We start from the raw sequence: 21,785 nt of genomic DNA on the forward strand, positions 1-21,785 counted from the left end.
TCCTATACTTACCTTATGGCATCTCAAGCAAAGCCGCTGCCCCAAATAAGCGGGGTTCTTCTTTGTCATGGGTCACTACAATCAAAGTCTTTCCTTCCGTATATTCTTTGATTACCCGAAGTACAGCCGCCTTGGTTTCCTCGTCCAGCCCCTTCAGCGGTTCATCCATAACGATGCACTCGGCGTCTGCCAGAAGGGCTCTCACGACAGCCACCCTGCGCCTCATCCCTCCGCTCAGTTCTCTCACCGGCTTATGGAAAGCCTCCGACAAACGCACGGCCTCCATGGTATCCCGAATCTGCGCCTCGCCGATTCTCCCTTTACCTACTAAACGTATGTTGGCTTCAGCGCTTAAATTCTCGCACAGTCTGTCCTCTTGAAAGACCGCGCTCAGCCTTCCATAAGGCACACCTGATACTTTCCCTGCATCCGCTTTCTCAATTCCCAGAATAATATGAAGAAGCGTCGTTTTGCCACAGCCCGACTCCCCCAAGATACAAGTAGTCTTTTTCTCCGGGAAACGAAACGAAAAATCCCTCAGCACCTGAAGATTATTATATGATTTTGACAAATGCTCTACAATTATATCCATTATTACATCCTCTCAATCCTTTCTTCCAGCCTCCCAAGAAGCCAAAGAAAACATTTCTCGAATAAAAAGCTGATAGCAATAATGACAATCGTCCACGCAAACAAATCCGGCGTATTCAAATATACTTTTGCGTGATACAGCTTCTCCCCGATAGAACCCGACGGCACGCCGATTACCTCTGCCGCCACACCGGCTTTCCAGCAGAGCCCTAGTCCCAATGTACAGGCCGTCACCAGATAAGGCAGCACTTGCGACAGATAGATAGTAAAAGCCCGTTTCCGCAGAGGCACTGAAAATACATCCGCCATCTCCAAAAGCTTTCTATCAGTCTGGCCGATTCCTGTAAGTAAATTCGTATATACCACAGGCAGCACCATGAGAAATGAAATAAATACCGACAGATTCTTTGAGGGAATCCATATCAGGCAGAGAATAATGAAAGAAGCGACAGGTGTGGATTTAATCACAGCCATAAGAGGGGTCAGCAAGGCCGCCGCCACCCAGAAACGGTGGGCCAGTATGGCCAGCACAATTCCCAGCGCCAGAGCAAGCACAAATCCAGCTCCTATCCTGCCGCAGCTAAATGCGGCGGAGCGCCAGAAATCACCGGTACAGACAAGTTCCCCCAGCTTTTTTACCACAGAAACAGGAGACGCCAAAAGAATCTCCTGTTCCAGTTTCATACTGGCAGCCTGCCATACCAGAAGCCAAAACAAGATTGCCGGCGCCTTTGCCAGCCAGGCAGGAATATTTACTTTTGATTTGTGATTGTAGTTTGAATTACCGTTCGTAGTAGAAGGCATCATCCGGCATAGTCCCTCCGATAGTTTCCGGGTTTTGTGCATTGAGTGTCTCCAGATATCCGGACAACATTGTCTTCATCTCGGCGCCCTCGATAAATACAATACTACATTCCGGGATAGCCTTGGCAGCGATCTCACTCGCCACGATATCATGGGCGCCGATAATCTCTGCCGCCGCATCTGCCTTATTGTTCACAAAATCCACAGACTTTTTATAAGCATCCATAAAGTGAGCGACCTCATCCTTATGTGCTTCCAGAAATTCATTTCTGACGACTACCGCCCCAGTCACAAGTTTGCTGCCGTCATCCTTTCCAGTTTCCCACAATTCGTTTAGATCCAGCGCCACTCTGAGCTGTTCATTTTTGGCCAGAGCGGTAGTGACAAATGGCTGCGGCAGAAGCCCCACCGCTGTATTGTCCGCCGCCAAAGCAGATACCACCTCAGCATGTTCAGACTTGTACTCTATCGTGACATCAGACACCGGGTCGATTCCATTGGCCTCCAGAACAGAATTTAACGCGTATTCAGGAGTGGCTCCTTTCCCACTGGCATAGATTGTCTTGCCCTTCAAGTCCTCTACGGACTGGATGCCGTCACCATTTTCCACCAGATAAAGTACACCCAGTGTATTGACGGCAAGAACACTGATTTGTTTCTGTGTCTTATTATAAAGCACAGATGCCAGATTAGCCGGAACTGCGGCAATATCCACCTGCCCCTGCACAATCATAGGCACAATCTCGTCGGGAGACGCCACAATAGAAACATTATAGTTTTCATCGTCAAGTATTTGTGCCATTCCCATAGCCGTAGGCCCCTTTAACGCCCCCAGCTTTATGACTACCTGTGGTTCAGAGGACTTATCCTCTTCCTTCTTCTCTTCAGCCCCACATCCCACAAGCACACTGATACTCATAACAAAAGTCAGCAAAACAGTAACTATTTTTTTCTTTCTCATAATCTTCCTTTCCTCCCTATCTCCTATCATATCACAGATTATACCACAAACGCAGAAAAGGAAGCGGCGCTTTGCGCCATTTACTTTTCAAGTGGTGGCTTGCCGGTATAATATGCCGCTTAGGCGGCATAAAGGCAATGCAATTGCCTTAATTGCACTTATGTGCAATTATTATACCACATTGGCCCGTCTAGGAACATATGCAGTCTAGAAAACGCCTGCCGTATTTCTCGTATTTGAATTCTCCCACACCGGACACTTTGAGCATTTCCTCCCTTGAAGCCGGTCTCAGGATACACATATGGGTCAATGTCTTATCCGAAAATACCATATACGGAGGTACCTTTTCCTCTCTTGCAATCTCGCTCCTAAGAGCGCGCAGCCGCTCAAACAGGTTCTCATCCTCCTCGGTAAATTCTGTGCCTGCCTCCATACTCTTCCCCCGTCTTTTTCCTTTCTTTTCCTTTGCCGGGCGCTCCTGCTCTTTCGCCATCTTCATAGTCACCGTAACGTCTTCCCCAAAAAGCTCCTCAGACTTTGACGTCAGCTTGACAATAGCATAGGTATCATTGGTCACCTCCAGATATTCTTGGAGAAGAAGGTAGTTCAGCACCTGCCTAAGCTTATATGCAGGAACTTTCGGAAGGCTCCCGTAATATGGATTCTCATCCATATGATAATTCCGGATTTTAGCCGTGTTCGCCCCATGCAGGGTATCTATAATGACCGCCGCGCCATAACGCTGCCGGCTGGACTGCACACATTTCACGATAGCCCGGGCGGCCTCCGTAACATCCACTGTCTCGAATTGGCTGAGACAATTACTGCAGTTGCCACAATAATTAGGCCCATACTCTCCGAAATAGCGCAGAATATAATCCCGGAGACACTCATTTGTAAAACAGTAGTATGTCATCTTCTTAAGACGCTCCCTGTCACGCTGGGCCACAATTTCGCGGCTGAGTTCATCCAGCTCCTCGTTATCCTGATTATTGTCAATAAAAAACTGATTGGTGATAACGTCCTGACCGCTGTAGAGCAGAAGGCATTCTGCCGCCTCCCCGTCACGTCCGGCCCTCCCGGCCTCCTGATAATAGGATTCCATATTTTTCGGCATGCCATAATGTATGACAAAGCGGACATCCGACTTATCGATTCCCATTCCAAAGGCATTCGTCGCCACCATTATCCTCGCCCTGTCGTAGATAAAATCCTCCTGATTATTCCTTCTCTCTGTGTCAGAAAGCCCTGCGTGATATCTTGTCACGGAGAACCCGTCACGTATGAGATTCATACTGACCTCCTCCACTACCTTTCGAGTCAGGCAATAGATAATGCCGCTGTCCTCCGGATGACGCTCAAGAAAATTCTTTGCGGAAGCATATCGGTCCTTAGGAGACTGCACTGCAAAGTATAAATTAGGACGGTCAAATCCAGTAGTCATAACATTTGGATTCTGCAGCATCAGTATATCCATAATGTCATCCCTTACAGTCTCCGTCGCCGTGGCGGTAAACGCGCTCACAACGGGGCGCTTGGGAAGACGCCGGATAAAATCTACTATCTTTAGGTAACTGGGGCGGAAGTCCTGCCCCCACTGAGAGACGCAGTGGGCTTCATCCACCGCTATCATAGAAATCTTCACCCTCTCATCGAGCGCGAAGTTCAGAAATTCCTCTGTGACCAGACGCTCCGGCGCGACATAGATAATAGGGTATCTGCCTGCCCGCGCATATTCCAGAACTTTATGGTACTGCCCCGGAGTCAATGAACTGTTCAGATAAGCCGCCAGAATTCCCGCCTGATTCAAATTCCCTACCTGATCCTTCATCAAAGATATCAGCGGCGATATGACCAGTGTAATTCCATCCATCATCAACGCCGGAATCTGATATACCATGGATTTCCCCGCCCCCGTGGGCATGATTCCCAGCACATCTCTTCCTTTCAATATGCTCTCTATCAAATCGTTCTGGCCGTCCCGGAACGTGTCATAACCAAAATACTGTTTCAAAATATCATATTGTGTCATAAAGTCTCCTTCTTTGAATAAAGTGATCGCGCTACCGAGACGAAAAGACCGGCATACATTTTTGCATGCCGGTCCACTAAGTCCAACCGTCTGTTTCTTTCTGAACTACGGAGTTGAAAATGCCCACATTGCTTTCATCTGCTCCATAATCTTTGACAATTCCCACCGCTTGCGGGTATTCACTTGGCTGTTGGGGTCATTCACAACGATAGACCCGTCCGAAGTCATCCCTGCCAATACGATAAAATGTCCTTGGTCTGTAAAATCCCCCGGCCCCATACTGCAGATGACGGGATGTCCCGCCGCAAGCTCTGCTCTGACAGCCGCCTCGCTCCATGCAGGTTCATACGAACGCAGGCCAAGCTTTGACGCGCCTTCGGACATCAGCGCCCAAGATGTTCCCACTTCCTCTGTGTAGTACCCTTCCGCCGCACTGAAATCTGCAATCCGCTTCGGTGTCATGGAAGTATCTCCGGTGAGTGCCGTCACTACCATAGACAGTGACGTTGGGCCGCATCCATCGATGGCAACCAATCCATTTCCATAAGTGGCATACCCCCAAGCCTGATCCCACTGGTAATAGATTGGTATGTCCTTCTGGATATAGTACGTAAGCAGATCCACCGGCTCCAAGGCCGTCTTATTGACAGCTTCCGTCCCTTTCTCCATGTACACCGGATAGTCGATCACCCATTGAAGGGCTTCCTCATGGCCAATAAAATATTCTATCAAAAAATCCGGATACTTCTCCCTGTTCAATATAATCTCCGATACCTCCGGATGCTTTTTATATAACGCTCCCAGCTGCCTGCCATAAATATCACTTGCAAGCACCTTGCCTATCTTACTCTCTATATTCGACTTACTGGCTGCCGCCGTGTTAATCTCTGCGCTGCTTTCTACCTGCTTCTGATTCCCCTTTGCGGTATTCCCCCTGCCTGCCGCCAGCAGTGCCAGACAGACACCCCCCGCAGTGATACCGCATATCAATCTCCGCCTCAGCTCTTTCCTTCTATTCCGTGACATAGTGCATCCTTATCCCTTCTGAATCAAGCTCTGAGTCAATGTTTTATGTGTTATTTACTTTACCACATTTTTGGTCAGAATACACTATGTTTCAACCGGTTTATGAAAAATTTAAGATATCAGGTCGAATCCTGTCACGGCTGTTTCTACTTTAAATTCACGGTAAATGGCGCTCCTGTCTCCTTATAATCATCGTTCTCCCGTCCGCTTTCCTTAGCAAATTCTGCCGCGTAAGGTGTCAGGGTCAACGTCTTGGCCTCATTGTCAATGACATTCTTTCCTTCATCCATAGGATAATTAGGGTCTGCAATCACATAGCCTTCATTTCCATGGCTTTGTCTCAGTTCAAACACGATAGGCCTTCCCATATCATCAGTTCCAGTTAATTTGAGATGATAGGTCAATTTGTCGCCGGATAAACGGAAGAATAGTTTATCTCCCATGGCATTTCTTGAAAGTTCCGTGAAAGTAACTTCATTGCCGTCCGGAAGACTGATCGTCTGATCCACGGGAATGTGCACCGTGTCCGCGGCCAGCTTTGCGCCGTCAGCCGTAAATTGGAATGCCCAAGTGCGGGAATGTAAGCCCTGCATATCCTGCATCACTATTTCCATATCCATTTTTTCATTCTCACGAATCATATCCTTCTCCAGACTATAAGTCATAATGCTGAGGAATGTCTGGTCATCCTCCTGACTTACCCCTCCGCCTCCGGCATAGCTGGCGACTCTCCCGTTGATGTAAACGGTACTGTCTATGGAAGGCCAAGCCTCCGCGCCCACCTTCTCACCCGCATCAATCGTAGTGGAAACAGTGAGCTCATTACCGTCGAGCACCACCGAATTAAGCTGGACAGTCACGCCATCCTTCGTGATGGCCTCGCCGATACATTCCTCATAATTCTGAACCTCCGCCCCGAACCAGCTTCCAATATAATAGGAAGCCAATTTAACACCGGCGTTTACCTGTGAACCAAAAGGCCCAGCGGCCAGCAGTCCTACGCCCAGCACCGCACAGGCGGCAACAGCCCAACGCCTGCCCCGTTTTTTGGCGTGAAGTTTATCCATGACTTTCTTTTTTGTCCTCTTTGTCTCAATATCCGAACAAGAAGCACCTGTAAACTCTGTGATATCCGTCTCAATTTCATTCATCATTCTATAAATATTGTCATTACTCATTGTCCGCTCCCTTCCCGCACCGGAAATAATTTTCTAATTTTTTTCTTTCCGCGCGATACCCGATTATAAATTACATCCTTTGTCATGCCAGTTTCTGCACTCACTTCCTCGAAACTTTTATCCTCCACATACAGCTTTGTGAAGAGCTCCCTATCCTTTGGCCTAAGACAGGAAAGCATCTGTTCTACCTCCCTTGAGACCTCTTTTGCCATAATCCGGTCGTAGGAATCATCCGGAGCGGCAATTGTTACGTCCTCAATGGACTCCGTCTGAAGCTCCCGCAAATATTTCCGCAGATAATCTACAGACTTGAATCGGGCGATACCCGCAATCCAGTTCTGGAATGAGTTTTTATATTCATCATAGTATTCGATATTCTTCCACACTCCTAGGAATACATCACTGATACATTCCTCGTGGTATTGCGGCAGCGCATACAGCTTTTTTCTCACAATCGCTGTCACAAGACCATTATATTCCTCAATCACCCAGACAAGCGCTTTCTCATCGTGGAGTCTGAGCTGCCGGAGATAATTGTCCTTATTAATTTTCATATTGTCGTCTCCTTTAAGCCTGCCGGCAGTTATTCAAAGTGGATACCCGAACCCACTTTGTTTTTCGGGTTTTCTGCAGTAATGACGCGTCTACACTTATTACTTCGTATCATAACATAGATTTCTATCATTATTTTAAAAAAAGACAGACATTCGGCTCACTTTCACACTCGAATGTCTGTCTAATATCTAATTTTCCTATAACGCTAATTAATTAACCTGCATAACGGCCTGCTCTATTGCCACCTCGGCGCTATCGCCGCCTACTTGAAACTCATAACTCTCCCCTTGTTTCAGTTCTGCCGTCGATATGGCAAACCACTGTGCTTCCTTTTCCGTCGTGTACTGTGCAAGTACATTTCCGTTTTGATCCGTCAAAGTGACCTCGGTTCCGGCTTCAGCCACATGCGTCAGGCTTCTGACAATCACGGGCTGAGTGGAGGTATCGCTTGGATTCTGAATCATTCCAAGGCTTCCGTCTGCCAAAAATGTTCCTCCGGTAATCTTGCACTCCGACGCAAAGTCCAACGTACCGTCTCCCCCGCTTACGGGACCGTGGACTGTAACATTCCCGCCGTTTATATAGATGTCGCCGTTGGCGTCCAAGCCGTCTCCGCTGGCATTCACATAGATATCTCCGCCATTGATAGTGAGAAGCGCTCCTTGGTCTTCATCCGCCATGCCTCCTCTCATCTGTTCCGGCTCAGCGGCACTATCACTGTCTCCGGCCGCATTTATTCCGTCATCACTGGCGATGACCTTTATATCCCCGCCATTTATCTCTATCTCAAAACCTTCCAGACCCTCATAGCTCTTCTGCACATCGACAGCTCCCCCGTTTACCGTAAGCTTCTGGTCTGCATGTACCCCGTCGTCCCCAGTCTGTATGCGTAAAGTTCCGCCCTCTATAATCACGTCTTGATTACTGTGTACCCCATCGTCACACACATCCAAAGTAAAGGTGCCTCCGGCTATTATTAAGTCTACATAAGATTTCAGCCCCTTTGTACTGGCTGTCTCCGTAGTATCTCCGGTATCCTCCGGCGTCTGCATTTTCTCTCTGTCTTGCGGTGTCTGGGACACGTCCTCTCCTTCCGGCATCTGGGACATGTCTTCTCCTTCCGGTTTCTCAGGTGCCTCCCCTTGATTCACGTCCGGAGGTGTTCCGTTCTCCTCTCCGTCCTGAGGCATGGTACGCTCTCTGCCGTCAGGCTGTCCTATACCGTCCATGCCGCCTGCCGGCATCTTCCCACCGCCTGCCCCGCCGGGTGTTTCTGCGTGCTGTACCGCCTCTTGGCTTCCGCCTCCCGTCACAATGTCGAACTCTCCATTGTTGATTCTAAGAAGGGTCTCAGCCTGAATGCCATCCGCACCAGCCGTGATTGTAAATGCCCCTCCTTCAATAAGAATATATCCCTTATCTGTCTCGTCGATATTGGTAGACTTTATCCCGTCATTCCCGGCCTCAATGGTAAAATTGCCGTTTTTTACCGATACACTGTCCTTTCCCACAATACCATTATTGGCCGCAATGATATGATAGGTACCGGTGACAAATTTCAAATCGTCCTTACATTGAATTCCATTATTGTAGTTTCCATTGACCGTAAGGCTGCCGGTTCCGTTAAACGTCAAGTCGTCCTTGGCAAAAATCGCGGCCTTCGGTTCATCCTCCCCTTCTTCATAGAGGTATTCCTTTCCGTCCGTGACGGTATTCTCTGTATCTGGCGCAAGCGTGATGACCACATTGCCCTCCTTTATGTATACAGGCGCAGTGCTGGTGCTGGTCAAAGATATTCCATTAAATATCAATTTGACATCTCCCTTGTTTTCCACGTCAACTATCAGCTGGCCGTCGTCCAGCGTCCCGGTCAATACATAGGTGCCTTCCTGACTTATGGTGACAATGCCGTTCTCTGTCCGGACTCCTTCTCCCTCGGCCACAGCCGTCTTACCCTCGCACAATATTTCTACCGCTTCTTTTTCATCCCATGTATCGTCCAGCTTCTCTTTGCTGTATTTCCCTTCGGTCAAAGTAACTGTGCTTTTCGAGGCATGAAGGGAGCTTTCTCCGGCGGTAGTTTCCGTCTCGCCGCTGTCTGCAGCGCCGTTCCTGCACCCGGCTGCCAGCACTGCCATGCTGACACAAAGTACTAATATCCTTATTTTTTTCATATTGATAACCCCTTATAATTCTTCCTGAAGCGCCGCTCTCCGGCCGCACACTATGGTAAGGTTCCCGTTGCGGCAGCGGAGCGCGTCAATCATCTCTTTTTCTTTTCCGGCATCCTTCAATGTAATCTGGTAGTCAAGCTCATACATGCTGCCTAGATTCACCGTCTTTACCCTCTGAAGGCTGCATCTGCTCGTATATACTGGAAAAATATCATCAAAAATTTCTGTGTAATCCAAGTTTTCAGCTATGGTAATTTTTAAATGTTTTTCATTTTGTCTGGCCTCTCCAAAATTAGATTTACCTAGAATCAAGAACACTATGCCCACAATTACTGTCATCACCGCCGCAAATGTCAGATAGCCGGTTCCCGTCGCCAGACCCACCGCCATGGCGAAAAATATACTGGCAATATCTTTGGATGTCCCGGGCACAGAACGAAACCGTACCAGCCCAAAGGTACCCAGAACTGCCACGCTCGTTCCAAGATTGCCGTTCACGAGCATAATGACAAGCTGTACAAGCATCGGGAGCAAGACAAGTGTCATGACAAAATTCTTTGTGTAACCGCCCTGACTCATATAGACCACCGCAATCACGAAGCCCAGCACCAGAGAAACAATGGTGCACAGTAGCGCATTTTGGATAGTTAAAGTTCCTTCTACACTGCTGAGTATACTTGTAAACATGATTCTTTCTCCTTTTCCCTCTGTTTTTTTCTGTTCTCTGACATCTGCTGCCCACCCGCTTCCCTGAGCCATGGGTGAAGTTCACCACTGAGGACTGAATTGGCATACACGTTCCCATATTTTGAAAAAGATATGGGATATATCTGCAGCTCAGCCAGAATCCGCGAAAGCCATACCGGATACGCCATAGCTACCTTGATTTCCATCAAATATGTCCCCGGATTCAAGCTGCGGCAGCCACCGGTATACCCCAGCTCCAAACGCTCGTAACGGCTCCGTATGTTCCGGTCAATTGTAATGCGAAGCTGGTCGTCTTCATTTCCCACATAAGCCACCCGATCATACGCAAGATACACCTGCGGCTGCGGTTTGTAAAACTGGAAGAAATAGTCAATCTCCCGCATAATCTGGTCACTGCCCTCCGGCAAGACCCCTTCGCTTACATATCTCTCTGCCTCTTTATAAGAAACACAGGTTCTCCGCTTGTAGACCACGCCTTGATATTTCTTCTTTATCTCCAGAAATATCTCGCTGTCCTGTGTGACCGTGCCGTACCCCCGCATACGGAATTTTTCTTTATACTTCGGCTTTTCCAGCGAACTGCGGATAAGCCCATAATTAGGTGTGTCAAAATAGATATTGTGAATGGTATGCAGGCCAAACTCGTCTTCATGAATTAATTCCTTCGTCTTTTGCAGAAATCTGGCATATTGTTCTTCCGACATTTGGTACTTCTTCTCCACCCTTTGGAATACACTGGCATTTCCCATATATTTCATCTCCTTCCATTTGGTATTGTACTTGTAAAATGTGGGGAAAATATGGGAAAAATGTGAAAAAATAATGAAACACCCTGCAGAGAATAGGCCCTCTGCAGGGTGTAATACATGGTTATATCAATTCTATTTTCTTAGGCTGGACAAACATGCTGCTCGTGGAGCATACTGCTATTCGCGCGTCCTTTCTGGGAACAGTGTACTCCCGGAAAAAGTACCTGCCTTTCACAAAATCCGGCTGTACGCACAGAGCTGGTTCTCCCTCTTCCGGTATTTCCAGCTCAAAGGAGTCCAGCCCCAGCTTCATTCCATAGCGGGTAGCCTTCATAAAGCTTTCTTTCAGCACCCAGAGCCGGTAGAACGCTTCCTTTCTGTCTTTTTCCTCCTGCGCCATCATCCACTCATACTCCTGCTGTCGAAAGAATCTTTTTGCCAGTGAATCCTTGGCGTCCTTCATCACCTCAATATCGCAGCCCACCTGTTCTTTCTCCGGGGCGATACTGACTAGGACATAGTCCCCCGAATGGGAAAGGTTAAACGGCGCCTCCTCCGCAGCTTCCGCCTGCTCCAAGGCCAGCGTATACAGCCTCCACGCACCGACGCTCAGCGCACGGTCTCTGGAAAAACGGATGCGGTCGGCTTTTTCTCTGCGCCACAGAGGAAGCGTATCATATATTTTTTGATAATTCTCCGGATTGAGAAGCGGTTCAATCTCTGCCCAATAGGTTAAGACAGTATTCATGCACGCGCCGCAATCCGATAGATTGCCTCCGCGTCTTTCACTCCAAGCTTCATAAATCCGCCGATCGTATCCTCTTCTCCAAGTCCCAGATGAGCCGCAAGCTTCTCAATATCTTCTTCCTTCGCTCCCAGCTCTTCAAAATTAGCGGGCATACCGATAGACTTCAAGAATGCACGGAAACGGGCGATTCCCTCTTCCGCCGTGCGCATAGGCTCTGCAAAATTCATATCGCAACCCCACACTCTTACCGCAAACTGTACCGCTCTGTCGGCGCTGTAGTTCTCGGCCACATATTCCATCCACGCAGGCATGACTACCGCCAGACCGGCGCCGTGCGCCACATCATAGAGAGCGGACAGCTCATGCTCTAACGTATGGCTCGCCCAGTCCTGCGCCCTGCCTACGCCGCAGATATTATTGTGGGCCACCATGCCCGCCCACATGATATTGGCTCTCGCTTCATAATCTTGAAGATCTGCCATAACCTTAGGGGATTCTTCAATCATTGTCTTTAAAATCCCCTCACAGAGCCTGTCCGTAATTTCTACATTTTCTGTATTTGTAAAATACCGTTCGCATACATGTGCCATGATATCAGTGATTCCGCATGCTGTCTGATATGCAGAAAGCGTACAAGTATTCTGAGGATTCAATATGGAAAATTTGGGACGTATAGCTTCTCCTGTCGCCCCCCACTTAAGCATACCGTCTTCATGGGTGATTACCGAGTCACCGCTCCCCTCACTTCCCGCCGCGGCGATGGTCAGAACCGTTCCCACCGGAAGCGCCTCATCCACAGTTTTGTCCATGGAGTAATAATCCCAAAAGTCACCGTCATAGACCACGCCGGCCGCAATCGCCTTTGCAGAGTCAATGGTGCTTCCGCCGCCCACCGCCAGAACGAAGTCAACGCCCTCCTTCCGGCAGAGCTCAATCCCCTCATACACCAGTCCGCTGCGGGGGTTCGGTTTCACGCCGCCCAGCTCTACATAAGGAATATCATGCTCCTTAAGAGACGCCGTCACTTTATCAAAAATACCATTCTTCTTGACAGAGCCACCGCCATAATGAATCAACACCTTAGAACCTCCGAAACGCTTCACAAGTTCTCCTGTATTCGCCTCTGCCTCTCTTCCGAAACAAAAATAAGTAGGCGAATAAAATCTAAAATCCTCCATAGTTAAATCCTCCTTCTGTCGTGTCATCTACTAATTATAGTTGTATACAAAAACGAGGAAAAAAGCAAGCGCTTTTCTTCGACAACTCCATATTTCAGCGTTTAATGCTTGGCAACCTGCTATAGACTATGGTATAATTCACGTTAGATTAACCCGCCGGAGCATTTAGGACAGGCCGGTATATGTCAGAAAGGACGTGAAATTATGTGTGGTTTTGCAGGCTACTATGGAACAGGAGATTATAATAGAGAAGAAATACTCGATCAGATGGGGGAGCTCATCGCTCACCGAGGCCCGGACAGCAAGGGAAGTTTCGTTGACGATTACGCGGCTCTCGGCTTCCGCCGCTTAAGTATCATCGATTTGGAGGGCGGCTCTCAGCCTATCCACAGTGCCGACGGAAGGCACGTCATTATCTTCAACGGAGAGATATACAATTATCAAGAAATCCGCAAAGACCTGATTGAAAAATACGGCTGTACGTTCCAGACGAACTCCGACACAGAGGTTATTTTACAGGCATATCAAAATTATGGGGAAAAGACCGCATCCATGCTGCGGGGTATGTTTGCATTTGTCATCTACGACAAGGAAAACCATACTATGTACGGGGCAAGAGACTATTTCGGCATCAAACCGTTCTACTATGCGCAGATGAACGGGACTTTATTATTCGGCTCCGAGATAAAATCCTTCTTGGCACATCCGGCGTTCCACAAGGAAGTCAACAAAGATGCCCTCAAGATGTATCTTATTTTCCAGTACACTCCGCTTCTTGAAACCATGTTCAAGGGCGTATTCAAGCTGGAGCCGGGAACCTATTTCACCTATGACGGCAAAGATTTTAAGACAACCAAATATTTCGACCCGACCTACGAGAAAAAAGACAGAAGCTTTGAAGAGACTGTAAAAAAGATTGGAGAGACCATTCAGGAATCCGTGGACTATCATCAGATTGCCGACGTAGAAGTAGGCTCTTTCTTATCCGGCGGCGTAGATTCCAGCTATATCGCTTCTACCGTAAAGCCCATGAAGACTTACTCTGTAGGCTTTGAGGTGGGCGGTTTTGACGAAACGACCTACTCCAAAGATTTGTGTGACATCCTTCATATGTCCAACGCAAAGAAAGAAATTTCATCCGATGAATTTTTCGACGCGCTCCCGGAAGTACAGTATCATTCCGACGAGCCTCACGCCAACCTGTCCGCCGTTCCGCTTTACTACTTATCCGAGCTTGCGGCAAAGGATGTGAAGGTTGTATTGAGCGGCGAGGGCGCCGACGAGATGTTCGGTGGATATGACACTTATAAGCCAAGCAAATCCGGCGATGTATACCGCAAAATTGTACCGGCTTCCCTCCGCAGGAAACTGGGCAGCTGGGCAGCTTCAAAGCCAAACCACAAGGGCCTTGGCTTCTTGAAGCGAAACGCTACGTCCGTTGAAGAATCCTATATCGGACAGGCCTTTATCATGGACAACGAAGACGCGGACGCCGTGCTGGCGCCAAAGTACCGCTCTTCCCTGCGCTATCAGGATGTGACAAAACCTTATTTCGATCAGGTGAAGGATCAAGATGACCTCCACAAGAAGCTGTTCTTAGACATGCATTTGTGGCTGCCCCACGATATCCTTCTCAAAGCAGATAAGATGACCATGTCCCATTCCCTTGAACTTCGTGTTCCGTATCTGGATAAAGAAGTCTGGAATCTGGCACGCACCATCGACAGTAAATACTGTATCGACGGTCAGGAGACGAAAAAAGCCTTCCGTACCTCCGCTCTCTCCAAGATTCCGATGGACTGGGCAAAGAGAAAGAAACTCGGCTTCCTCGTTCCCTTCCGTGTATGGCTTCGGGAAGATAAATATTACAACCGTGTAAAAGAAATGTTCCAGAAGGACTTCGTCTCCGAGTTCTTTAACAGAGAACTTCTGATGAAGTGGCTGGAAGACCATAAGAATAAGGTGGGAAATTTCCACAGACAGATTTATACTGTATATTCCTTCCTTCTCTGGTATGAACAATATTTTGTATTAAGATAAGAACGAAGGGTGCGCCTCACGTCACAGTGATCCGCACCCTTTATTTTTGTTATATAAAACCGAAGCTTTTTATAAGAAACAGCCAGCCGGTCAACGTAAACGCACTGAGCATCGTAGTCAGCATGATAACACTGGACGACATCGTTCCTTCATGCCCCATGTTCTTTGCCATAACAAAGCAGCTGACCGTAGTCGCAGAACCGAGCATGACAAGAATAGCGACCAGCTGCTCCTTCCGAAACCCAAGCGCTACGGCTATCGGCAGAAAGACCGCACAGAATCCCACCAGCTTAATGGCCGCCGCCACTGCTGCCGGCTTTAACTTAGCAAATGCTTTGCGGATGTCAAAAGACGCCCCCATAGCCATAAGTCCCAGCGGTGTAGCCATACCGCCTACACTGGACACCGTCTTTCCCAATATACGCGGCATTGGAATCTTAAGCGCCGACCAGATAAGTCCGGCGGTGATTCCTATAATAATAGGGTTCGACACAATACCCCAAAACGTTTCCTTCATGACCTGTTTGTCCAGTCTCCCCCTCCGTCCGGGTTGAAAGAAGGACAGCACCGCCACTGCCATAATATTGTAGAGCGGCACACTTCCAATAATCATCAGAGGCGCCATGCCCGCATTCCCATATATGTTCTGGATGAATGCAATCCCCAAAAGAGCCGCGCTGCTCCGATAGGAAGACTGGATAAACTCCCCTTGAATGCTCTTGTCCTTCCAGAGAAAGGAAATCCCTGCCGCTATGGCGATACTGATCACCGTCGCCCCAAAGCAGAACAAGACAAACCTCAAATCCCAGACTTCACTGAAATCCACTGTAGCTAAGTCCTCAAACACCAGCACCGGAAGCGGAACTAAAAACACAAACTTGTTAAGCTTCGCCGCAAAAGCATCGTCAATCCAGCCTAGCTTATGGAATAAAAGTCCTAGAAGCATCATAAAAAATACCGGCACCGTCGCATTGAGACTGAAAATCAAATTTTCCATCGCACTCATCCCTTGTCTTTTATATTCAATACACCGATATATTCTGCACGTTTTTTAAATGAATGTCAAGTTTTGCAATTTTAGGATTGAGATTTTTTCAAACTTATATTATAATGGAAAGGTATCGGGGTGTGGCTCAGTTTGGTTAGAGCGCACGGCTGGGGGCCGTGAGGTCGCAAGTTCGAATCTTGTCACCCCGATTTAGTCCCATAGAATGGGACTTTTTTTATTTTGTAGAACTTAAAAGCCGTTCCGAATTATCTTAAATGAGGTGTCCCCTAAAAGTTAGACTTTTTTGTAAACTCCACTTTAAAGAAAGAAATACAGTATTCTCATACCACCAAAAGGCTCTGAAAAGTGGAAATGGCTAAATGGAGATAACTCCGAAGGTAACTCTGTTATTATAGAAAATTAGCGGAGAATGTGGTAAAATATTGGAAAGCATTATTATTCTAAAATTCTAAGGGGCACACCCCAATACTGTTTATCATTTCTATATAAACGATTCAGGAATCTCAATGCTTTATTTCATTTATTAACAGCAGAGAGGTTCCCGTTAGATAAGTGAACGAAAGGATACCTCCTGCGAACAACATTTTTTGAATAAGGAGGACACTTTATGGAAAAACACACTTATCAGAAAAATACGGCAGTTAACCGTGTTTACAAATCGCGGATATTTGAAATGGTATTTAGCGACAAGAAGGAACTGTTAAGCCTGTATAATGCAGCGAACGGAACGAATTATGACAATCCGGAGATGCTGGAAGTGAATACGTTGGAAAATGCAATTTACCTTTCGATGCATAATGATATCTCATTCGTGATTGACTCCAGACTTACGCTCTATGAGCATCAGTCCACCTATAGTCCCAATCTTCCGTTAAGATATCTGATGTATATTTCGGATCTGTATTCAAGCATGACGCGGGATGAGAATCTGTACGGCCCCCGTAAAGTGCTGCTGCCACCCCCGAAGTTTGTTATCTTCTACAATGGCATCGAGGAGCAGCCGGACGTGCAGGAATTAAGGCTTTCTGATTCGTTTCAGATACCGGATGATAATCTGTCGCTGGAGTTAAGGGCCGTTATGCTGAATATTAATCCGGGGCATAATCCACAGCTGCTGGATAACTGCAAGACGTTGAGGGATTACTCTGAATATACTGCCAGAGTCAGGCGGTATGCGGAGGAGGTTTCCCTGTCTGAGGCGGTAGAACAGGCGATTACGGAATGTATTAAAGAGGGGATTCTGTCAGAATTTTTGAGCAAGAACAGAACGGAGGCGAAAAAGGTGAGCATATATGAATATGATGAAGAAAAAGTCATGCGTATGATGCGTGAAGAAGCCCACGAGGATGGCTGGAAGGAAGGCCGTCAAAAGGGGATTGAAGAAGGACGAGCGCATACTTTAAAAGAATTAATTTGCAAAAAGCTTGCTAAGGGTAATACTCTGGAGGAGATTGCCGACATATTGGAGGAACCGTTGGAGCGTATACAGGCGCTTGCTGGAGAGCTTACCGAAGAGACTAAGTAAAAAGAAGAGAGGGGGGCTATGATTCCCGCCCCCTCTCTTCTTTTAAATTTAATAACTTCTGGTATTATTGGACAATATATATTTTCTATTACGACAAAATATTTTTTCCTCAACTTTTATACATGCTTCACTTCACTTTTTTATCTAATAAACAAAAAACTAGATCATCTGTTAAAGCAATACTATGACATACTTTTCTTACCGATGTCGTTTGTTCTGTTCCTTTCATATATGGGTTTATTTTGCTACCATTAATTTCTCTCTGTACTTGTTTACAAAAATGATGCAGTACTACTAGTCAATGTTGGTATTCGCTTTTAGATTTCTAGCTCCCAGCTTTGTGTAATTTGAAAAAGCCGATATAAGATATGTTGATAGCTACATGGCAACAAAATTAGTTTTTCGGCATCTACCCTTATCTGCATTATATCGCTATATTTCTGCTTATCAATAAAACCTATAAAATCAAATGAGAAAATCGTCTTATTCTTGGTCACCTTCCACTACTAAAGCCTAAATCCTTCTATGCATTGGTCGAACAAATTAGACTCTTTATGGGTCTTGGATATTTGAAATAGCTACAGCGATTCGCCCAATTATCTTTTTATGATCTCTGAATTTTGGAGCATTAACTATTTCCTCTTCGCGTGAAAGCATCTGCTCTAATTGTGCGCTCTCCTCTGTTGGTACAGCATAGATACACTTCTTCCCTAGTTTCGCACATGATAGTTGATTTCATTCATAAAGGCTACCTTAAAAACATTTCCGGTAATCATATTAGAAATACCCAAGTTCTTCATTCAAAACACATTTCAGTAAAACGGACATCATATCCTGCATTTCCTGTTTTGTGACGATTCATTTCTTGATCTTTTTGACCAGCATTGAATGTTCTATAATCCCCGTAGCTTATATCGCCTCAAACTAAATTCCTATACGTGGAAAACCATTCAAAAACACGCTATACACCGGACAGATTTTACTTGGCATAGACGACCCCATATTTATTAGTTGGCAGTAATGTAATGCCAGATTTAGGAGCATAGCTAAAATTTTAAATTCCATCTTTCTGACTTTGACACACCAAATTTGAAACTATAGTGTAGCTTATTTCTCAGTAGCACGTTGTTCAATCATATTTTTCATATTCTGTTTAAAGGTTCTTTTATAAATATTTATGTCTAAAGTATAATCAAAAGCACCAAAAATTCCTTGATAATATATTTTAGGATAAAAGAACATATAATCTTTATTTGTAGCAGATAATAATTTACATGATAGATCACCAGATAGTCCATTAAAGTAATACTCAAAAGGGTTATTATGTACAAAAAATTGCTCTTGAAAATAATTGCATAAGGCCCCTAACCATTCATATTTATTAACAAATTATATATAGATTTTTGATTATCTTTTTAAATCTTCTCATATGTCCGAATAGCCTTGTTTTATCAGCTATTCGGGCATTTTCACTTTTGAATGATGTTCACGTTTCTAGGCGTATCTTCTTATATTTTACCTCTCAAACGTGGTAAATATCGTGGTAAATACTTTTATGCTATCAGACGTTTGACCTCTGTTTTGGCACTGTCAATGGACGCATGAGCGTACCAGTTCATTGTGATATTGATACTGGAATGACCCATGATGTACTGTAAGTCTTTGGGGTTCATGTTCCTTTGTGCCAGCTTCGTACAGAATGTATGGCGTAGCGTATGAGGGGTGGTATGTGGCAGTGATGTTTCATGGCACTTGTTATATTTCTCTACAAGACGGCTGAATAACGTACTGTAATCAATCGCAACTTTGGGATAACCCTTTTGATTGAGAAAGAGGAAATCCGTATAACCGTCTATGACTATCGGCTGTGGCGTTGGTCGGTTCTTCATTACCCTTTGAAATGCCTGTATCGCTTCTTGACTTAACGGTACTTGTCGTATTCCGCTTTTCGTTTTTGGCGTTTCAATGTAATAGCCCACTTCCTTATTCTTCAATAGCTGGTGGTCGATAACCACAACCTCATTGATAAAATCAATGTCAGTAACCGTCAATCCACATAATTCAGAAATACGAAGCCCCGTCTTTAACAGTATCAAAACATCATCATAATACTTCTGATATATCTTGTCCGTTTTCACAAACAATAACAGGGCTTTTTCCTGTTCCTCTGTTAATGCGATTTTCGGCTCGGTGTCGTTCTCTATGACCTCATTCAGTTTGAAATCAAAAGGGTTCTTCCGTATGTAATCGTCCTGTATGGCTATATAGAATGACGCTTTCAAGGTACGCTTATGATTGTTGATAGTCTGATAGGCATAGCCCTGTTCTTTCATGCGTAACGCCCATTCCTTAGCGTCAGAGGGCTTGATGGTATCAATCGACCTAGAACCCAGCTTATCCTCTTTTAATATCCGCATAAGCTGTTTGCGCTGGTTCTGTGTGCCTTTCTTGACATTGGCTCTCTGTTCGTTCTGTTTAGTGTATAGCTGGCACAATGTCATTTTCTTGCCTGTGGTGTCGATACCGTCCTCTCTGTCACGGCGTATCTCCTGCTCCATTTCCCGAAGCGAGATACAGTCACGCTTTCCTTTTGGTACGTTGTCCGTTGCTACAAGTTTCCATGAGTAGGCATATTGGGTTTCTCCAAATGCGTCCACATATTTATATAAGTATCTACCGTCTTTTCTCTGGCTCTCTCCATTTTTCAAGACACGACCTTTGTTATCCCGTCTTTTTTCGTTCATGCTGGTTGCTCCTCTCCGTTGTGGAAAGAGCCTTGATATGACTTGTTCCCATAATAACACATATAAGGCTCATTTTCATTAAATAGCGTCCAATTTGTCAATGACCTGTTCAAATTGTCGGCGTTTAATCTGAATGCGGTTGCCATTTAAAATAAGCCAGTTTGCATTTTTATTTTCCTCTGCCAGTCGGCGCAGTTTATTTTCTCCAATGCGGAAATAACTGGACGCTTCTTCAATGCTAAGGGTGTACTTCTCCCATACGGGAATATCATGGCTACTCATAGAACACCCCCTTTGTCACTTTTTGTATCATATTGTACATACGGTATCAGTTCTTCTCTGTCTATCCGCTGTAAATGCCCTGCCAGTTTGCAGGCAAGGGCTGGACTGTATCGGGCTTTGGAAAGCATATCCCCGACACGCTCTAAGTCCCCTAATGCGTTGCACTGTTCTAAGAAGCAGAAGCCCTTGACCGCAGAGATGACCCCACCCTCGGTCAGCCATTGCTGTGTTTCCACAAGGGTATTTTGTGAGGGTGGGATATGCAGTTTCAAAGGCTCTACCTTACCTAAAAACCGTTCCCAAAACCGACAGGTTTTCCATCGGCTTTTATTGCTTTCGTTCTTACCGGGAACAACAAAGCGTAAGTTGCCAGCCAGCACATTAAATGACAGTTGCCCTAGTTCAAGAGGATTGTCTTTGAACAGTAGAGCAAAGGCATGAGCCTTTTCATCACGCAGTTGCATTTCTGTCCGTTTCCAGCTCCCTATTTCCTCAATCGGCTTGTTATATTTGGTGCTTACTTCCATGTCCTTATCATAAAAGCGATAGGAAATACTCGATTTTCCAGCACCGATATAAGTTGTCCTTGCCAAATCCTCTCTGGGGTGCTTGCTGTCATTGAAACGACAGTATTCACTGGTGGAAACATACTCGTCCTTTTCGCATTTCTTCCGTATCTGTTTTGGTGTGAAGAATGGCACTTCGTTTCTATCATCAATGGCAATATCCAATCTGGTAAAGTGGAAGTCTGTACCAAACCAGCGGACACAGCGTTCAAACATATCTCCAAAAGTATGTTCGCTACTGTCAAGAATGCGGAACATATCATCACACCCTCTGCCTGTCATAACGAGATAACAGCCAATCCCTTGTGGGTTATCCTCTGTTTTTTGTGCATTGCCCGATACATAAATATCCCCAATCTGCCAGCGTGTCAGATAAGTCTTAAATTTGACCTTTGCTGGGAAAGTGATAAAAATATCGGGTGGCAGTTCCAGAACACGCCGTATCACGTCCTCCGCCTTTGCATTGTCAAATACAATGCTGATGTAATCAATCTTAACGGTTAAATCTTCATGTGTTGCTATAATTCATTTCTCCTTTCTGTCCGCATTTTTTGTGCGGGATAAAATCAGTGTTTTTCCCTTTATCTATGCGGTTTTTCTGTACTTTGACTTGTATACGCAGGGCGGTGTTACATAGTCGCCCTGCCGACGGAACGCCAAAGGCGTTCCTTTCCAAACAGCACCTGTCTGTCCGGAACACGTCTTGGGGACGTGCCCCGCCCAGCCAGTCACTTTTGGAAACCACCATTTTCAGCTAAAAGACTATGCGTTAACGCTTTTAGAGTGAAAATATATTTTTCAATCGCTTACTCAAGCATGTAATTAGCCTTATTGTGCTTAATTACTATCTACAATCACATAATAACGCCATTACATTTATTTGTCAACAACTTTTTCTTGACTTTATGAAACAAA

18 protein-coding genes and 1 tRNA gene are annotated in these 21,785 nt (G+C 45.9%); 3 read left to right on the forward strand and 16 right to left on the reverse strand.

The annotated features are described in order from the left end of the window. Positions 1-13: 13 nt before the first annotated feature. The 12 genes from BN6465_RS19290 to BN6465_RS19345 all read right to left on the reverse strand — a co-directional run bounded on the left by BN6465_RS19290 (position 14) and on the right by BN6465_RS19345 (position 12,704). On the reverse strand, positions 14-592 hold the full coding sequence (locus tag BN6465_RS19290) for an ATP-binding cassette domain-containing protein (protein ID WP_066738276.1): 579 nt from the start codon (positions 590-592) through the stop codon (positions 14-16). 2 nt (positions 593-594) lie between these two features. Then, positions 595-1,398: an ABC transporter permease gene (locus BN6465_RS19295; protein WP_082891798.1), complete on the reverse strand. Its 804-nt coding sequence runs from the start codon at positions 1,396-1,398 to the stop codon at positions 595-597. Further along, a complete protein-coding gene (locus tag BN6465_RS19300; RefSeq protein WP_066738279.1) occupies positions 1,373-2,356 on the reverse strand; it encodes an ABC transporter substrate-binding protein in 984 nt (327 codons plus the stop codon). The genes BN6465_RS19295 and BN6465_RS19300 overlap by 26 nt, the downstream gene beginning before the upstream one ends. 190 nt (positions 2,357-2,546) lie before the next feature. Further along, positions 2,547-4,388: a DNA helicase RecQ gene (gene recQ, locus BN6465_RS19305; protein ID WP_066738282.1), complete on the reverse strand. Its 1,842-nt coding sequence runs from the start codon at positions 4,386-4,388 to the stop codon at positions 2,547-2,549. 105 nt (positions 4,389-4,493) lie between these two features. Beyond that, positions 4,494-5,414, reverse strand: a complete 921-nt coding sequence (locus BN6465_RS19310; protein WP_082891799.1) for a C39 family peptidase — start codon at positions 5,412-5,414, stop codon at positions 4,494-4,496. A gap of 146 nt (positions 5,415-5,560) precedes the next feature. After that, complete coding sequence (locus BN6465_RS19315) at positions 5,561-6,592, reverse strand: DUF4179 domain-containing protein (protein ID WP_066738284.1); 1,032 nt, start codon at positions 6,590-6,592, stop codon at positions 5,561-5,563. Then, positions 6,589-7,146, reverse strand: a complete 558-nt coding sequence (locus BN6465_RS19320) for a sigma-70 family RNA polymerase sigma factor (protein ID WP_066738286.1) — start codon at positions 7,144-7,146, stop codon at positions 6,589-6,591. The genes BN6465_RS19315 and BN6465_RS19320 overlap by 4 nt, the downstream gene beginning before the upstream one ends. Positions 7,147-7,356: 210 nt before the next feature. Beyond that, positions 7,357-9,321 carry a carbohydrate-binding domain-containing protein gene (locus BN6465_RS19325; protein ID WP_066738287.1) on the reverse strand — a complete coding sequence of 655 codons (1,965 nt, stop codon included), beginning with the start codon at positions 9,319-9,321 and terminating at the stop codon, positions 7,357-7,359. 12 nt (positions 9,322-9,333) lie between these two features. Then, positions 9,334-10,008, reverse strand: a complete 675-nt coding sequence (locus BN6465_RS19330; RefSeq protein WP_066738288.1) for a DUF4956 domain-containing protein — start codon at positions 10,006-10,008, stop codon at positions 9,334-9,336. After that, positions 9,981-10,778 (reverse strand): polyphosphate polymerase domain-containing protein, encoded by a 798-nt coding sequence (locus BN6465_RS19335; RefSeq protein ID WP_066738291.1) that lies wholly within the window; start codon positions 10,776-10,778, stop codon positions 9,981-9,983. Before BN6465_RS19335 ends, BN6465_RS19330 begins: the two co-directional genes overlap by 28 nt. A 121-nt stretch (positions 10,779-10,899) precedes the next feature. After that, positions 10,900-11,526, reverse strand: a complete 627-nt coding sequence (locus BN6465_RS19340) for a 4'-phosphopantetheinyl transferase family protein (RefSeq protein ID WP_066738294.1) — start codon at positions 11,524-11,526, stop codon at positions 10,900-10,902. Then, complete coding sequence (locus BN6465_RS19345; protein ID WP_066738297.1) at positions 11,523-12,704, reverse strand: iron-containing alcohol dehydrogenase; 1,182 nt, start codon at positions 12,702-12,704, stop codon at positions 11,523-11,525. Before BN6465_RS19345 ends, BN6465_RS19340 begins: the two co-directional genes overlap by 4 nt. Positions 12,705-12,908: 204 nt before the next feature. On the opposite strand from BN6465_RS19345, the gene asnB reads away from it, so the two are divergent. After that, a complete protein-coding gene (asnB, locus tag BN6465_RS19350) occupies positions 12,909-14,744 on the forward strand; it encodes an asparagine synthase (glutamine-hydrolyzing) (RefSeq protein ID WP_066738300.1) in 1,836 nt (611 codons plus the stop codon). A 49-nt stretch (positions 14,745-14,793) separates the two neighbouring features. On the opposite strand, the gene BN6465_RS19355 is transcribed toward asnB, so the two are convergent. Next, a complete protein-coding gene (locus BN6465_RS19355; RefSeq protein WP_066738304.1) occupies positions 14,794-15,741 on the reverse strand; it encodes an AEC family transporter in 948 nt (315 codons plus the stop codon). 125 nt (positions 15,742-15,866) lie between these two features. On the opposite strand from BN6465_RS19355, the gene BN6465_RS19360 reads away from it, so the two are divergent. Both BN6465_RS19360 and BN6465_RS19365 read left to right on the forward strand, forming a co-directional pair. Then, positions 15,867-15,941: transfer RNA gene (locus BN6465_RS19360), tRNA-Pro, on the forward strand. Between the two features lie 419 nt (positions 15,942-16,360). Continuing rightward, positions 16,361-17,278: an RpnC/YadD family protein gene (locus BN6465_RS19365; RefSeq protein ID WP_066738314.1), complete on the forward strand. Its 918-nt coding sequence runs from the start codon at positions 16,361-16,363 to the stop codon at positions 17,276-17,278. A gap of 1,553 nt (positions 17,279-18,831) precedes the next feature. On the opposite strand, the gene BN6465_RS19370 is transcribed toward BN6465_RS19365, so the two are convergent. The 3 genes from BN6465_RS19370 to BN6465_RS19380 all read right to left on the reverse strand — a co-directional run bounded on the left by BN6465_RS19370 (position 18,832) and on the right by BN6465_RS19380 (position 21,362). Beyond that, positions 18,832-20,022, reverse strand: a complete 1,191-nt coding sequence (locus tag BN6465_RS19370; protein ID WP_066738317.1) for a site-specific integrase — start codon at positions 20,020-20,022, stop codon at positions 18,832-18,834. A 78-nt stretch (positions 20,023-20,100) separates the two neighbouring features. Continuing rightward, positions 20,101-20,304: an excisionase gene (locus tag BN6465_RS19375; RefSeq protein WP_066738320.1), complete on the reverse strand. Its 204-nt coding sequence runs from the start codon at positions 20,302-20,304 to the stop codon at positions 20,101-20,103. Beyond that, positions 20,301-21,362, reverse strand: coding sequence for a replication initiation factor domain-containing protein (locus tag BN6465_RS19380; protein WP_082891800.1), 1,062 nt, complete (start codon positions 21,360-21,362; stop codon positions 20,301-20,303). Before BN6465_RS19380 ends, BN6465_RS19375 begins: the two co-directional genes overlap by 4 nt. Positions 21,363-21,785 lie beyond the last annotated feature (423 nt).

The organism is Bariatricus massiliensis, from assembly GCF_900086725.1.
In the GTDB taxonomy this organism is placed as follows: Bacteria; Bacillota; Clostridia; order Lachnospirales; family Lachnospiraceae; genus Allocoprococcus; species Allocoprococcus massiliensis.